The sequence below is a fragment of the Nocardia sp. NPDC003345 genome (assembly GCF_053589395.1).
Genome location: NZ_JBSFRU010000168.1, coordinates 1 through 13,177, shown reverse-complemented (window position 1 = coordinate 13,177; position 13,177 = coordinate 1). Strand labels below are relative to the sequence as shown.

Below are 13,177 nucleotides of genomic sequence, written 5' to 3'. Positions count from 1 at the left end.
GGTCAAGCCATTTTCGGACAACGGCGCGCCGCTACAGCGGGATCCACCCGTTGTCGTCGGCCGGGGCGCCCAGTTCGCGCCGCTCGGCCGGACGCAGCTGCCCCCGGTTCATATCACTGATCAGGTCCGCCACCGGATGCGAATCGCTGTAGTGATAGCCCTGCGCCAGCGCGAATCCCAGCTCGGTCAGCACCGCGGCCTGATGTTCGGTTTCGACACCCTCGGCGATCACCTGCAGATCCAGCGATTTGCTCAATGCCGCGATCACGCCCAGCAGCGGCGGCGCCGGCGAATCGGACCGGATCGCCGCCACGAACGACTGGTCCACCTTGATGATGTCGCTGGGCAGTGTCGCCAGCCGGCTCAGCGAGGAATAGCCGGTGCCGAAATCGTCGATGGCTATCCGGACACCGCGATCGCGCAATGTATGCAGATTCGCGATGGCCGTATCCGATTCGGCCGCCAGTTCGGTCTCGGTCACCTCGAGCACGAGCTGGCCGGCCGGCCATCCGGTGCTCTCCAGAATTCCCGCGACCTTGTCCGCGTAGCCCGTCTCCGCCAGTTCCAGACCACTCACGTTCACGTTCAGGGTGAGGTCCAGCGCGGCGAAGGTGTCCTGCAACTGCGCGGCGTCGGCACAGGCCCGGCGCAGGACCAGTTCGTCCAGATCGGCGATGAGGTCGTACTCCTCGGCCACCCGGATCAGTCCCTCGGTGGTGACATCCGGCTGCGCGCTGGAGGACCAGCGCAGCAACGCCTCCACCCCGACCGCCTTGTCGCCGCCGTCGCCGAGACTCACGATCGGCTGATAGTGCACATCGAGGTTGCCGTTGTCGATCGCCTCACGCAGTTCCACCGCCAGCGGGGTGCGATGTCCCGATTCGAGGACGGTCCGGTTCCGGCCGGACTGCTTGGCCCGGTACAGACCCACATCGGCGCGGCTGACCAGCAGCGAGGCCGATTCGCCCGGCTGCCAGGAGGTGACCCCCGCCGAACACCCGGTACTGACCGCGGCGCGCAACTGTTCGGTCAGCAGAATGGCGGCCTGTTCGGTGGTACCGGGCAGCAGCGCCGCGAAGACGTCGCCGCCGTAGCGGGCCAGCCGCTGCCCCGGGCCGAGGAGACCGGCCCAGGTATCGGCGACCCGCTGCAACACCGCGTCGCCGGCGCGGTGCCCCAGATGATCGTTGACCTTCTGGAAGCGGTCCAGATCGACCAGGACCAGCGCCAGTGCCTGACCGGAGCGGTCGGCCTGTTCGATCGCGGTGTTGAGCGCCCGATCGAAACCGCGCCGGTTCAGCAGACCGGTCAGGGTGTCGATATCGGCCTCCGACGCCATCCGGGTGAGGATCCCGACCACCACCCCGACCCCGAAGGTGATACCGGCCGGGATCACCCCGGACCACCACGGCAGGCCCGCGCGGGACGGCAGTACCCACAGGCACAACGCCATACACAGCGCGATATGCGCCGCGGCCTGCGTCCACGCGAAGAACAGCGCCGCGTCGCACGCGACGAAGACGTAGAACGAGGCGAGGGTGATCGCCGCGACGGTATTGGGGAACGAGTGGACCGCGATCGTCACCAGCAGGGTCGCCATCACCACATAACCGTGGTGCAGCCAGTGCGGCATCCGGGGACCCCAGCCGAGCAGGCTGACGCCCAGCAACAGCGCGACCGCCGCCGCCGAACCGACCAGCCACCGGTTGCCCTCGTCGCCGGGGAACAACACCTGAGTGGGGGCGATGGCGGTCACCAGCAACCCCAGCGCACCGCCCATGACGTAGAAGGCCCCGGTGGTCCGGGACATGACCATGGCCGTCGCCACACCAGACGCGGCTCGTACCCGCGTCCGGGTATCGCCGCGAGACCCGCTTCCTCGCACGGTGAACAGCCTAAACAACGGGATCGCCGATCGCGTGGTCAACCGGCGATATCGGATACCCCGTGCCGTTCGCGGCCAACCGCGTCAGCTCGGCGGGGTCAGCAGATCGGTACCCACGAAAGGCACCAGCGCGGCCGGTACCCGCACCGAACCGTCGGCCTGCTGATGGTTCTCGAGCAGCGCGACGATCCAGCGTGTCGTGGCCAGGGTGCCGTTCAGGGTCGCGGCGATCTGCGGTTTCCCGTTCTCGTCGCGGTAGCGGACCGATAGCCGCCGCGCCTGGAAGGTGGTGCAGTTGGAGGTCGAGGTGAGCTCGCGGTACGTGCCCTGGCTCGGCACCCAGGCCTCGCAGTCGAACTTCCGGGCGGCCGAGCTGCCCAGATCGCCGGCCGCGACATCGATGATCCGATAGGGCACCTCGATGGCCGCGAGCATCTCCCGCTCCCACGACAGCAGCCGCCGGTGTTCGGCGTCGGCGTCCTCGGGCCGGCAGTAGACGAACATCTCGACCTTGTCGAACTGGTGCACCCGGATGATGCCGCGGGTGTCCTTGCCGTAGCTGCCGGCCTCACGCCGGAAACACGACGACCAGCCCGCGTACCGCTTGGGGCCGGCCGAGAGGTCGAGGATCTCGTCGGAGTGATAACCGGCCAGCGGCACCTCCGAGGTGCCCACCAGGTACAGATCGTCCTCTTCCAGGTGGTACACCTCGGCGGAGTGCTGCCCGAGGAACCCGGTCCCGGCCATGATCTCCGGACGCACCAGAACCGGCGGAATCATCATGGTGAACCCGTTGGCGACGGCGCGCTGCGCGGCCAGCTGCAGCAGGCCCAGCTGCAGTAGCGCGCCGTAACCGGTGAGGAAGTAGAACCGCGAACCCGACACCTTGGCGCCGCGCTCCATATCGATCAGTCCCAGCGATTCGCCGAGATCCAGGTGATCGCGCGGGGTGAAATCGAACTCGGGCGCCGCCCCGACCGTCTCCAGCAGGACGAAATCGTCCTCGCCGCCGGCGGGCGCGCCCTCCTGGACGACATTCGAGATGGCGCGGTGCGCGTCCTGCAGCCCGGCCTCGGCCGCGTGCTGGGCGGTTTCGGCCTCTTTGACCTTGACCGACATCTCCTGCGCCTGCGCCAGCAGCGCGGGCCGTTCCTCCTTGCTCGCCTTGCCGACCTGCTTGCCCATGGTCTTGTGCTCGGCCCGCAACCGGTCGGCGGTCGCGATCGCGGACCGGCGCTCGGTATCGGCGGTGAGCAGCGCGTCGACGAGCGCCGGGTCCTCGCCCCGGGCTCGCTGCGAGGCGCGGACCAGCTCGGGATCATCGCGCAGGAGTCGGAGGTCGATCATGGCTGACCAGCGTAATGGTCGCGGATCCGGAGCCTCAACCGAGTATCGTCGCGACCTCGGTCCGGGGCGGTTCCGCCGCGACCCGCCGGGCCGATCGGCCGGGTTCGTGGCACGTTCGGGTATCGCGCTGCCATGATGGACCGCGATGTCCTCCGAAGATGAGCCCACCAACCGGCGCGGCCCCCGCGGCGACCGATCGTTGCGCTCGCGTACCGCCCGCCCGGGTCGCGGTCGCAAGACCGATTCCGCGCGACGCGGACCCGGCGGTCCGGCATCGTTGGATCCGCCCGGACGCGACCCGGCCGGGCGCCGGCGCGGCCGCCCCGGCACCCGGCCCGAGCGCGCACCCCGGTCCGGCCCCGGCCGCGCCAAACGGATCGCGGCGCCGCAGCTGCGCTGGAGCCTGCTGGCGGTCGCCGTGGGCGCCGTCGTCGCGGCCCTGCTCACCATGACCCTCAGCGGATTCGACAACGACTCCAATCTGCAAGCGCGCAGTCCGGGGGGCGCGGTCGCCAAAGCCGATAAGGTCTTCGCCTCCGTCGCCACCGGCGACTGCCTGACCTGGACCAAACCGGACCACTCCGATCTGGTCGAACTCGACTGCGCCGATGAGCATCTGTTCGAGGTCACCGATACGGTCGACCTGAGCCAGTACCCCGGTACGGAGTTCGGCCCGGACGCGGTCTGGCCGGATTCGCTGCGGCTCACCGAACTCCGCGAGGAGCACTGCGTACCCGCCGCCCAGCGCTATCTCAACGGCCGCTTCGATCCGCGCGGCAAGTACGCGGTGGGTCTGATGTATCCGAGCAACGACGGCTGGACCAACTCCGGCGACCGGATGCTGCGGTGCGGTCTGCAGGTCCCCGGTCTCAGCGGTAGCCCGCTGCCCAAGACGGGCCGGGTGGCCGACGGCGACCAGTCCAAGATCTACGAACCCGGTATGTGCCTCGGCATCAGCCAGAACCTGCCCACCGATCCGGTCGACTGCACCCAGGAGCACGCGGTCGAGATCGCCGCCACCGTGAACCTCTCGGGCCGGTTCCAGGGCGGTCCGCCGGCCAAGGCCGATCAGGACCAGTTCCTGGAAGAAGAGTGCGGCCGGATGACCAACGACTATCTCGGTGGGCCGCACGTCCTGCGGGACAAGACCCTCACGGTGTTCTTCGACTACATAGATGCCCGCAGCTGGCTCGCGGGTAGCCGCCAGCTCAACTGCATGGTCGGGAAGGGCGCCGACCAGGAAGGTTTCGCGCCACTGGTGGGACCGGCCCGGGGTCGTCTCCTGATCAACGGCCAGGAACCGGTGCCGCCGCCGAATTCCGGGCGCTCCACCCCCGAACCGCTGCCCGGCGCGGCGCCGCTGCCCCCGCAGCCGGAACCGCGTCCGGTGCCGCGGTAACCGGAGCCCGCGTATGCCGGTGGTCATGTCCGAGGACCGTTTCGAGGAGCTGGTCGGCGACGCTCTGGATCTGATACCTCCGGAGCTGGCCCGCGCCATCGACAACGTGGTCGTGCTGATCGAACCCCGTAACCCGGACGAACCGCACCTGCTGGGCCTGTATCACGGGATAGCGCTGACCGAACGCGACAGCCACTACGGCGGTTCGCTTCCCGACACGATCACCGTGTACCGCGACGCGCTGCTCGCTGTCTGCGCTGACGAGGAACAGGTGGTCGAGGAAGTGCGGATCACCGTGATCCACGAAATCGCACACTATTTCGGGATTGACGAAGACCGGCTCCATCAGCTGGGATGGGGTTAAGCTCTAACCGGTACACGCGGAAGTCCTGCAGGGGAACTCGAGGGCACCGTGCCGGACCGAGCCGGAAGAAAGTTGTGGATTCGAGGGAACCGCTCGCGGGGGTATCGCGTCCAATGTACTCGTAGGGGGAATTCTCGTGGTTCCGCCCAAGAGCCGCCACAAGAAGGAGTCGAGGACATGATTGGCAATGTCGACGTCACACCCGAGCTCATCCTCGCCGCCGCGATCGAACTCGATCTGCTGGCCGACCGGCTGTCGGGCGTGGCCGCGGCAACCGTACCCGCGACGTATGTCGCACCGTCCGGCGCGGACGAGGCTTCACTGCACGGCGCCATGCATATGAACAAGGGCGCCGCCACCCACCAGACCTCCCTCGCCCAGGCAGTTCTCGAACTGCACCACACCGCCGCGATTCTGCGCACCCAGCTCGCCCAGTACCTGGCCCAGGACGCCGCTTCCGCGGGTGTGCTCACGCTCACCGGCGGCGCGTTCGGTTCGATCGCCGCCTAGTCCCGTGTCGCCGCGGCGATCACGGCTCGATCCGAGCCGCCGGGCCGCACCGGCCGGCCGATCCACCACCGTTAGTTCACAAGGGGAGAAACAAGCATGACCGCAGGTATCACCGGGGTGTTCTGGCTGCCCAGACTCGCCGAGGGCAATTCGATCGCACTCAACACCGGCTCACACGCCATTCCGATGTCGGCGGCCGCCGGCGCCTGGGGCACCCTCACCGGGGCCTGGGTGGACGCCACCGCCACGGTGGTCCGCGTCATGGCCGAGCTCGGGGTCGGTATGCAGAGCGTCAACGGTATCGGCGCCCTGGCCCGGCTCGTCGGATTCACCGGCTGGGCCGAACAGCAGGGCACCATGGCGGCGGCCCTCGGCACCAAGGCGGCCTCGCAGGCCACCGCCTACACCGTCGCCTCGATCGCCATGCCGAGCCTGCCGGAGATCATCGCGGTGAACACGGCCCGCGCGGCCGCGCATTCCACCGGCGGCGTACTCAACGGCTCGTCCGAGATCGCCGAGGCGGCAAAGGCCGCACTGGACCTGCGCGCCGCACTCACCATGGAGACCTACGAGGCCGCGGTCACCGCCACCGTGGTCACCCCGGGCGAATTCCTCACCCCGCCGCCGATCGCCAACGGCGCCGGCCGCGCCGACCCGGGTCCGGCCGATCAGGCCATGCAGGAGGCCAATGGGGATCCGGTGAAGATGCTGGCCGCGGCCGGTACCGCACTGGCGCAGAACCCGGGCCTGGCCAGCGCCGCCACCCAGGCCGCGCATGTGGCCGGTTCGGTGGCGAGCACCGGTGTCACCACCGTGGGCAACCTGGGGGCCAACGCCCTCGTCGCCGCGACCACATCCGCTCCCGCCACGGCACCGTCGGTGGCCGTACCCGGCCTGGTAACCGGCGCGGTGGCGGCCACCACCACCGCCGCGGCGACCCGCACCGGCGGCCTGCCCTCCGGCTCGGCACTCGGGCTGAACAACGGCGGACTCAAGGTTCCCGAGGGCTGGGGTGCCCCGGCCGCGAACGCCACCGCGCCCGCCACCGAGAGCGTGGCGGTGACCCGCGGCGAGACGGCGCCGGTCCGCCCGGCGGGTACCGGCGCCAACAGCGGTCCGCTGCTGGGCAATTCCCGCGGTGCGAACGGCGAAGAGGATCAGGATCACGATGCGGCCGACTACCTGCGCGGTGACCACTTCGCCGACGGTCGCTTCATCGCCGACGGTGTGATCGGCGGCGGCGAACCTCCCCGACCGGGCAAGTGACAGTGCTCGGTGCGGGGCGGGGGCCGTCGATGCTGGCGGCGGTGGTGTTGTCACTCGACGAAATGCAGTACCTGCTGGAGAAACTGGAGATCGACGAGGTACCCGTCGTCCTGAACGCGATGGGTCGCTACGACAACCAGCTCGACCACGACCGGGCGATGGACGCGGCGGCGCAACTACTCCGGGACCGAGACCTGCTCGACGGTGAGCGGGTCCACCCGGAACTCGAGGATCGGCTACGCGGTCTGTACCGCCCCCATTGGGTGGTGGCGCTACGCCTGATCGTCGACGGTCAGGTGAGCCGGATGTGCCTGGCGAAAGGCGACGAATTGGTGGCCGTCGCTCTTCGCGGGCCGGACTCCTACGTGATCGACGAAGCCGGTGACGACCTTGCCGGCCCGGTCATCTCGGCGCTCGGCCCGGCAGAGGCGCTGGAACTCACCGGTATGAACGCACCGACCGAGCAACTGGTGCCGATCTTCGACGACGCGGGTGATCCGGCGGCCACCGCCGCCCGGCTCGCGAAGGTCGGCAATCCCGCACGTGACGCGCAGGCCATCGCCTCGGCGATGGCGCATTGCGAATCGCACGCCGAAATCGTCGGAGTCGTCTACGGCGACGCCAGCCGCGACGTCGCGGACAACCACATCGCCGTATTCGATACTCGCGCGGGCAGGTTCATCGCGACCGCCAGCGTCGCCGACGACGGCACCAAATGGTCGTCGTTCAGCAGCGGGACCACGGCCCGGCTGCGCATCGCCATCCAGGATCTGATTCATTCGCTACCCGAGCGTGCGGATTTCCCGCGCAATCCGTCGCTGGCCTAGACACGGGGCGCGGCCGGCGATGATCAGCCCATCGGATCGTCGGCGCCCGCTTCGGCCTTCTCGCCGAACGGCGGGGTGAACCGGCCCCAGCGCACGCACTCCCAGCCGCCGCCGGGCAGTGGGGCCAATTCGATCGTCTCGGTGTTGTCCAGATGGTTGTTCGTGGTGAACGGGGGTGCCACTCCGGACAAGGTCCTGCCCACCAGGCGCATCGCGGCGCCGTGGGTCACCAGTAATACGTTCCCGGTCTCGCCGTCTTCCAGGAATTCGGCCCGCAGCCGGGCGACCTCGGGAAGGAAGCGATCGAGTACGTCCTGTCCCGATTCGCCACCCGGAGTCCGGCCGGTGAGCTGTCCCTCATGCCAGAGCCGGTAGACCGCCTGAAACCGGTCGTGTGCGTCCTGGCTGCTCTGCCCGTCCAGTTCACCCAGCTGGACTTCGTGCACACCGTCGCGTTCCACAGCGACGACACCGGTGGCCGCCTCGATATAGCTCGCGGTCTGGCGGGCCCGCAGCGCCCGGGAATGGAACAGCGCTTGCGGTGGCGCGGCCAGGTTCGCGCCGAAGGTCTTCGCCTGGGCGGCGCCCCGTTCCGTCAGCGGCAGTCCGGGCAGCCGGGTGTCGAGAATTTTGGCGACATTACCCTCGGTTTCGCCGTGGCGCACCAGTACGAGTCTCGCGCTCAAAGGTCGGCCACTCCTTTCCGTAGCTGGGTCAGCCAGAACGCGGCCTCTTCGTCCGACGGCGGTGCGCTGCCGTTCGCGGACGCGGCCGGCCAGGAGCCGAGAAAGCGGATACGCGCCGTGCGGTGCAGCGCTTTGAGCGCCTCCGCCACCGCGGCGTCCTCGATATGGCCGACACAATCCAGGTAGAAGCGATAGGTGCCCATTCCCGTGCGGGTGGGCCGGGATTCGATACGGGTGAGATCCACGCCTCGGGTAGCGAATTCCGCGAACGCGCGCATCAGTGAGCCGGGCGTGTTCGGCAGTTCCTCGAGCACGATCGAGGTGCGGTCGGAGCCGGTCGGCGCGGGAGCCACCCGCGGTGGCGTGACCAGTACGAAGCGGGTGACCGCCTGGTCGTGGTCGGCGACGCCGGAAGCCAGCACCGCAAGACCCAGCCGTTCACCGGCCAGCGCCGTGGACACCGCGGCATCCGCCAGGCCCGCGTGTACGTCCTCCGCGGCGGCGGCATTGGAATCGGAGGTGTGGATCCCGATCTCGGGCCAGGTGTGGCCGACCCAGTTCCGCACCTGCGCCAGCGCGACCGGATAGGCGGCGAGCGTGCGCACCGCCGCGACCTCGGTTCCGGGCCGGGCCAGAATGGTGAAGGTCACCTCCAGCTCGGTTTCGGCGATTATCTGCAAACGGGGACCGATGGCCAGGGAATCCAGCGTCGCCGATATCGACCCCTCCACCGAGCTCTCGATCGGGACCACGGCAGCGGTGACCGTACCGGCGCGCACCATCTCCAGCGCCGCCGATTGGCTGGGCGCGGCGATACGTTCGACGGGCCCGTCGAACGACCCGCCGGTCTCGAATTCGGCGAGGGCCATCTCGGTGAAGGTTCCCGACGGTCCGAAATAGGCGATACGCGGCACGTCTACGAGACTACTGGTGCGCGTGCACCGGCCGCTGGCCACCGGAGGGGAAGGGGCGGCCGCCGGGCGCTGACGCCGTGGCCGCGACGGGATGAACGCGGTCAGTTCCGGAGCGAATCGCCGTTCAGCGCGGCCCCCAGTTCGCGGCCGAGGGCCGCGGGGTCGGTGGTTTCGATGCCCAGCAGTATTTCGCGGACCGCGTCCGCGGCCCCGCTGGACAGCCCGGTGAGAAACGCGAGGTCAGGCCGTGCGAGGGCCGCTCGGATATCGTCGCCGCACAGCGCGGCGGCGGTCGCCGCTACCAGTGCGAGGGCCCGCGCGGGGTCATCGGTTCGAGCCGCGTAGCCACCCGACCCGTGGACGGCGCCGATCAGGATTTCCGCGATCCGTTCGTCCCGATCGCCGGTATCGATGATCGCCACATCGGAGAAATGGCCCACGGGTACCGCCAGACCGTCGACCAGCCCACGTTCGACCGCCCGTTTCGGAACGGTCAGTCCGAGAAGTACCGGCTGGGATTCACCTGCGACCACCCTTCGATCGTAAGCGGAGGCCGACCGGGCGCCACGGCCGCCGGGCGCGCGGCACGACGCCCGCCGGAGGCGCCGGTGGGCGTTGGATTCCGGTAGCGCGATCCTCTTGCGCCGCATCCGACTATAACTTAGCTTAGGTTAACCTAATTAAGACCTTGTGAAGTCGGGCACGCCCGCAATGGAGGTACCCATGGCGCCGACCGCCCCCGCCCCGTCCACCGCCGAACGTGTCCGCAGCGCCTGTTCGCATGCCGAGCAGGCCATGCTGGCGCTGCCCGGAGCCGACCCCACGCCGGTCGCGGTCCACTACCTGCGGCAGTGCGGGGATGTCGTGCTCGCGGTCCCCAACGACTCCGCCGCGGTCTACGCCGCCGGCTCGCAGATCGCGGGCGCCCCGGCGGTCCTGGAGCTCACCGATCACGCCCCGTTACCGCTGCGCGAGCCGGTGCGGTCATTGGTGTGGCTGCGTGGCTGGGTCCGCGGGGTCCCGAGCCGCGCCCAGCGCACGCTGGTAAGCGCGGTGGCAGAGGAGCATCCGCATCCCGGGCTGCTCGATATCGGCCACACCACCACTCTGCTGCGCCTGGTGCTGAACTCGGCGGTCGTCGCGGATTCCTCGGGCGCCGAATCGGTATGTGTCGACGAACTGCGCCTGGCCACCCCCGACCCGTTCTGCTCGATGGAATCGGCCTGGTTACAGCATCTGGACGCCGACCACGGCGATGTCGTGGCCCAGCTCGCCCGCCATCTGCCGGCAAAACTCCGGCACGGCCGGATCCATCCCCTGGCCATCGACCGCTACGGCCTCACCCTGCGTATCGAAGGTATCGACGGCGACCACGACTTCCGCCTGCCCTTCGCGACTCCCGCCGAGGATATCGAGAGCCTGGGCCGCGCCGTCCGAACTCTCGCCGGCTGCCCCTTCCTCAACGGCCTGCGCCGAGGCTGACCCGGCCCGGCCACGCACGGCCGCAGCGGAAGCGGAGGTACGCAAGGATTCGGTCCATGGATGAGCGCAGCGCAGTCGGCGATCGCACCCGGGAGCAGCGGGAGATCCGGCTCGAGATCCTGGTCGTACTCGGCGTCACGTTCGGCCTCAGCGGCCTGAACGCGGCACTCTCCCTGCTGGAGAGCGCGCTGGCGCCCGGCGGGGTCGGGGATCGGACCGTGGCCCTGAACTCCTCCCGATCCGCCCAATCCCTGCTCGACCTGCTGTTCCAGCTCGTCGGCGTGCTGCGGCTGGCCGCCTGGGCGGGGCTGGGACTGTATCTGCTGTGGCGTAGCGGTCTCGCACCCCGCGCGATCGGCCTGGCCCGGGTCCGATTCCGGCCGGATGTCCTGCACGGTATGGCCTTGGCGGCCGTTATCGGCTTACCGGGCCTGGGCCTGTACCTCGTCGCGCAAGCTGTGGGTATCAATGTGACTCTCGTTCCGGATGCCCTGAACGACCACTGGTGGCGGCTGCCCGCGCTGGTGCTGTCCGCGTGCGCCAATTCCGCGGCCGAGGAGATCGTGGTGGTGGCATATCTGCTCACCCGGCTGCGGGCGCTCGGCTGGTCCGATAATTCCGCGCTGGCGGCCTCGGCACTGCTGCGCGGTAGCTATCACCTGTACCAGGGGCTCGGCGGCGGGGTCGGCAATATCGTTATGGGCCTGGTGTTCGGCCGGTATTGGCAGCGCACGGGACGGCTGTGGCCGCTGGTGATCGCCCATGCGTTGATCGATATCGTCGCTTATCTCGGCTATGGACTTCTGCACGGCCGGGTGTCGTGGCTGCCCTGAGGGGGTAATCCCCCTTTACGATCCCGTAACCCTCCTTTACCCCACCACCCCTTTCACCTGCGGTGCGGCTCCGGGGATCGTGACGCTAACGAAACCGGGGCCGATCGATAAGTAGAGTCTGATGATGATGAACGGCGACGACCCTCGGATGCGCCGGGTGCCGCCGCACAGCGGAGCCCCCGGACGACCGGCCGCGCGCCGCCCGGTCCCGCCACCGCCGCGGGGCGGACCTCCCCCCGGGGAATCACCCCAGCCGATGCGCCGAAATCCGGCACCGGGACAGCGCGGCCGCCCTACCGAACGCTACGAGCCGCCCCAGGCCTGGTCACAGTCCCCGGGCGGCCGTCCCGCGCCGCCGGGCCGCCGCCAGGGACCGCCGCCGGGCAAGGGCGCGGCACCGACGCACGCTCCCACACAGCGGCCGGTGCCCTACCGGGGCGCCCAGCACGCCCCCACCCAGCGGCCCGAACCTTTCCGCGACGACCGCCGGCGCCCGCCGCCCCCCGGTGGAGGCCGGCCCTACGGCGGCCGGGCGGCGCCGCGTCCGCGGCCGCGGCGTAAACGCCGTATCGGCCGGTGGTTGCTCGCGATCCTGCTGGTACTGATATTCGGGCTGGTCTACGCCGTGGTGAAACTCGACGGTTCACTCACCCGGATAGACGCGCTGGGTGGCTACGAGGACCGGGTCGGCAATACCGCCGGTACGAACTGGCTCCTGGTGGGTTCCGACAGCCGGTCCGGGCTCTCCGAAGAACAGACCACCGGCCTGGCGACCGGCGGCGACGCCGGTGACCCGCGCACCGACACGATCATCCTCGTCCATATCCCGCCCTCCGGCCGCACCACGCTGGTGAGCCTGCCCCGGGACTCGTACGTGAGCATCCCCGGCTATGGCCAGGACAAACTCAACGCCGCCTTCGCCTTCGGCGGCGCACCGCTGCTCACCCAAACCGTGGAAACCGCGACCGGCCTGCGGATAGACCACTACGCCGAGATCGGCTTCGCCGGTTTCGCCGGCGTCGTGGATGCCCTCGGCGGAATCGACCTGTGTGTCCCCCAGGCCATCAACGACCCGCTGGCCGGGCTCGATATCCCGGCGGGCTGCCAGGAGCTGAACGGACCGCAGGCGCTCGGCTTCGTCCGCACCCGCGCCACCGCCCTCGCCGATATCGACCGGATGAACAACCAGCGAATGTTCCTATCCGCCCTCCTGGAAAAAGCCACCAGCCCCACCACCCTCGCCAACCCCTTCGCGGTCTGGCCCGTGGCGAGCAACACCGCGAAATCCCTGACCGTCGACTCCGGCGACCACATCTGGGATCTCGCCCGCCTGGCCTGGGCGCTACGCGGCGACACCCTCGCCACCACCGTCCCCGTCGGCGGATTCGAGGACACCGACAGCGGCAACGTCGTCATCTGGGCCAAACCAGACGCCGCCGACTTCTTCGAAGCCCTCGCCAACGGTGACCCCGTCCCCGAGGACGTCTCAGCCAAATAGCCCGCTTGGCCGATATCGCGCCTGTTTCAGTCCGGCAGCCACCAGCGTCGGCACCGGCCCCGACCCGAATCCGGCTCATCCGCAGAATGGGCCACCTTCTCGGCGCCGAGTCCAGCGAGGCCCACAAAGGGTTCGGCCCGCGTCTGCTGTCAGCGCTCGAAGCGCA

General features: G+C 69.4%; 13 protein-coding genes. 8 read left to right on the top strand and 5 right to left on the bottom strand.

What is annotated here, in order from left to right; translation table 11 throughout:
- Window positions 1-31: 31 nt before the first annotated feature.
- Window positions 32-1,810 (bottom strand): putative bifunctional diguanylate cyclase/phosphodiesterase, encoded by a 1,779-nt coding sequence (locus ACWDU1_RS18905; RefSeq protein WP_450000096.1) that lies wholly within the window; start codon window positions 1,808-1,810, stop codon window positions 32-34.
- A 159-nt stretch (window positions 1,811-1,969) separates the two neighbouring features.
- On the bottom strand, window positions 1,970-3,232 hold the full coding sequence (gene serS / locus ACWDU1_RS18900) for a serine--tRNA ligase (protein ID WP_450000095.1): 1,263 nt from the start codon (window positions 3,230-3,232) through the stop codon (window positions 1,970-1,972).
- Between the two features lie 145 nt (window positions 3,233-3,377).
- Here serS and ACWDU1_RS18895 point away from each other — a divergent pair, with 145 nt between their 5' ends.
- From ACWDU1_RS18895 to ACWDU1_RS18875, 5 genes are all read left to right on the top strand, one after another.
- Window positions 3,378-4,631 (top strand): septum formation family protein, encoded by a 1,254-nt coding sequence (locus ACWDU1_RS18895; RefSeq protein ID WP_450000093.1) that lies wholly within the window; start codon window positions 3,378-3,380, stop codon window positions 4,629-4,631.
- Window positions 4,632-4,644: 13 nt separating this feature from the next.
- Window positions 4,645-4,995 (top strand): metallopeptidase family protein, encoded by a 351-nt coding sequence (locus ACWDU1_RS18890; RefSeq protein WP_450000092.1) that lies wholly within the window; start codon window positions 4,645-4,647, stop codon window positions 4,993-4,995.
- Between the two features lie 177 nt (window positions 4,996-5,172).
- A complete protein-coding gene (locus ACWDU1_RS18885) occupies window positions 5,173-5,505 on the top strand; it encodes a PE family protein (RefSeq protein ID WP_450000091.1) in 333 nt (110 codons plus the stop codon).
- Between the two features lie 96 nt (window positions 5,506-5,601).
- Window positions 5,602-6,771: a PPE domain-containing protein gene (locus tag ACWDU1_RS18880; protein ID WP_450000089.1), complete on the top strand. Its 1,170-nt coding sequence runs from the start codon at window positions 5,602-5,604 to the stop codon at window positions 6,769-6,771.
- Between the two features lie 41 nt (window positions 6,772-6,812).
- A complete protein-coding gene (locus ACWDU1_RS18875) occupies window positions 6,813-7,598 on the top strand; it encodes an ESX secretion-associated protein EspG (protein ID WP_450000087.1) in 786 nt (261 codons plus the stop codon).
- 23 nt (window positions 7,599-7,621) lie between these two features.
- Here ACWDU1_RS18875 and ACWDU1_RS18870 read toward each other — a convergent pair whose 3' ends face one another.
- From ACWDU1_RS18870 to ACWDU1_RS18860, 3 genes are all read right to left on the bottom strand, one after another.
- Window positions 7,622-8,284, bottom strand: coding sequence for a histidine phosphatase family protein (locus ACWDU1_RS18870; protein WP_450000086.1), 663 nt, complete (start codon window positions 8,282-8,284; stop codon window positions 7,622-7,624).
- Entirely contained in the window at window positions 8,281-9,198 is a 918-nt protein-coding gene (gene pheA / locus ACWDU1_RS18865) for a prephenate dehydratase (RefSeq protein ID WP_450000085.1), read from the bottom strand. The genes ACWDU1_RS18870 and pheA overlap by 4 nt, the downstream gene beginning before the upstream one ends.
- Before the next feature lie 101 nt (window positions 9,199-9,299).
- Window positions 9,300-9,731, bottom strand: a complete 432-nt coding sequence (locus tag ACWDU1_RS18860) for a hypothetical protein (RefSeq protein WP_450000083.1) — start codon at window positions 9,729-9,731, stop codon at window positions 9,300-9,302.
- A gap of 190 nt (window positions 9,732-9,921) precedes the next feature.
- Here ACWDU1_RS18860 and ACWDU1_RS18855 point away from each other — a divergent pair, with 190 nt between their 5' ends.
- The 3 genes from ACWDU1_RS18855 (at window position 9,922) to ACWDU1_RS18845 (ending at window position 13,011) form a co-directional block, all read left to right on the top strand.
- Entirely contained in the window at window positions 9,922-10,680 is a 759-nt protein-coding gene (locus ACWDU1_RS18855) for a DUF2470 domain-containing protein (RefSeq protein WP_450000082.1), read from the top strand.
- A 56-nt stretch (window positions 10,681-10,736) separates the two neighbouring features.
- On the top strand, window positions 10,737-11,513 hold the full coding sequence (locus ACWDU1_RS18850; RefSeq protein WP_450000080.1) for a CPBP family intramembrane glutamic endopeptidase: 777 nt from the start codon (window positions 10,737-10,739) through the stop codon (window positions 11,511-11,513).
- 256 nt (window positions 11,514-11,769) lie between these two features.
- The gene (locus ACWDU1_RS18845; protein ID WP_450000078.1) at window positions 11,770-13,011 is read left to right on the top strand and encodes an LCP family protein; all 1,242 of its coding nucleotides are present in this window, start codon (window positions 11,770-11,772) and stop codon (window positions 13,009-13,011) included.
- The last annotated feature ends 166 nt before the right edge of the window (window positions 13,012-13,177 follow it).

What these genes read in the sequence shown, in the direction of transcription:
- ACWDU1_RS18855 (WP_450000082.1), top strand. Translation starts at nt 9,922, where the DNA reads ATGGCGCCGACCGCCCCCGCCCCGTCCACCGCCGAACGTGTCCGCAGC.
- ACWDU1_RS18845 (WP_450000078.1), top strand. Translation starts at nt 11,770, where the DNA reads ATGCGCCGAAATCCGGCACCGGGACAGCGCGGCCGCCCTACCGAACGC.
- serS (WP_450000095.1), bottom strand. Translation starts at nt 3,232, where the DNA reads ATGATCGACCTCCGACTCCTGCGCGATGATCCCGAGCTGGTCCGCGCC.
- ACWDU1_RS18850 (WP_450000080.1), top strand. Translation starts at nt 10,737, where the DNA reads ATGGATGAGCGCAGCGCAGTCGGCGATCGCACCCGGGAGCAGCGGGAG.
- ACWDU1_RS18890 (WP_450000092.1), top strand. Translation starts at nt 4,645, where the DNA reads ATGCCGGTGGTCATGTCCGAGGACCGTTTCGAGGAGCTGGTCGGCGAC.
- ACWDU1_RS18880 (WP_450000089.1), top strand. Translation starts at nt 5,602, where the DNA reads ATGACCGCAGGTATCACCGGGGTGTTCTGGCTGCCCAGACTCGCCGAG.
- ACWDU1_RS18895 (WP_450000093.1), top strand. Translation starts at nt 3,378, where the DNA reads ATGTCCTCCGAAGATGAGCCCACCAACCGGCGCGGCCCCCGCGGCGAC.
- ACWDU1_RS18885 (WP_450000091.1), top strand. Translation starts at nt 5,173, where the DNA reads ATGATTGGCAATGTCGACGTCACACCCGAGCTCATCCTCGCCGCCGCG.
- ACWDU1_RS18905 (WP_450000096.1), bottom strand. Translation starts at nt 1,810, where the DNA reads ATGTCCCGGACCACCGGGGCCTTCTACGTCATGGGCGGTGCGCTGGGG.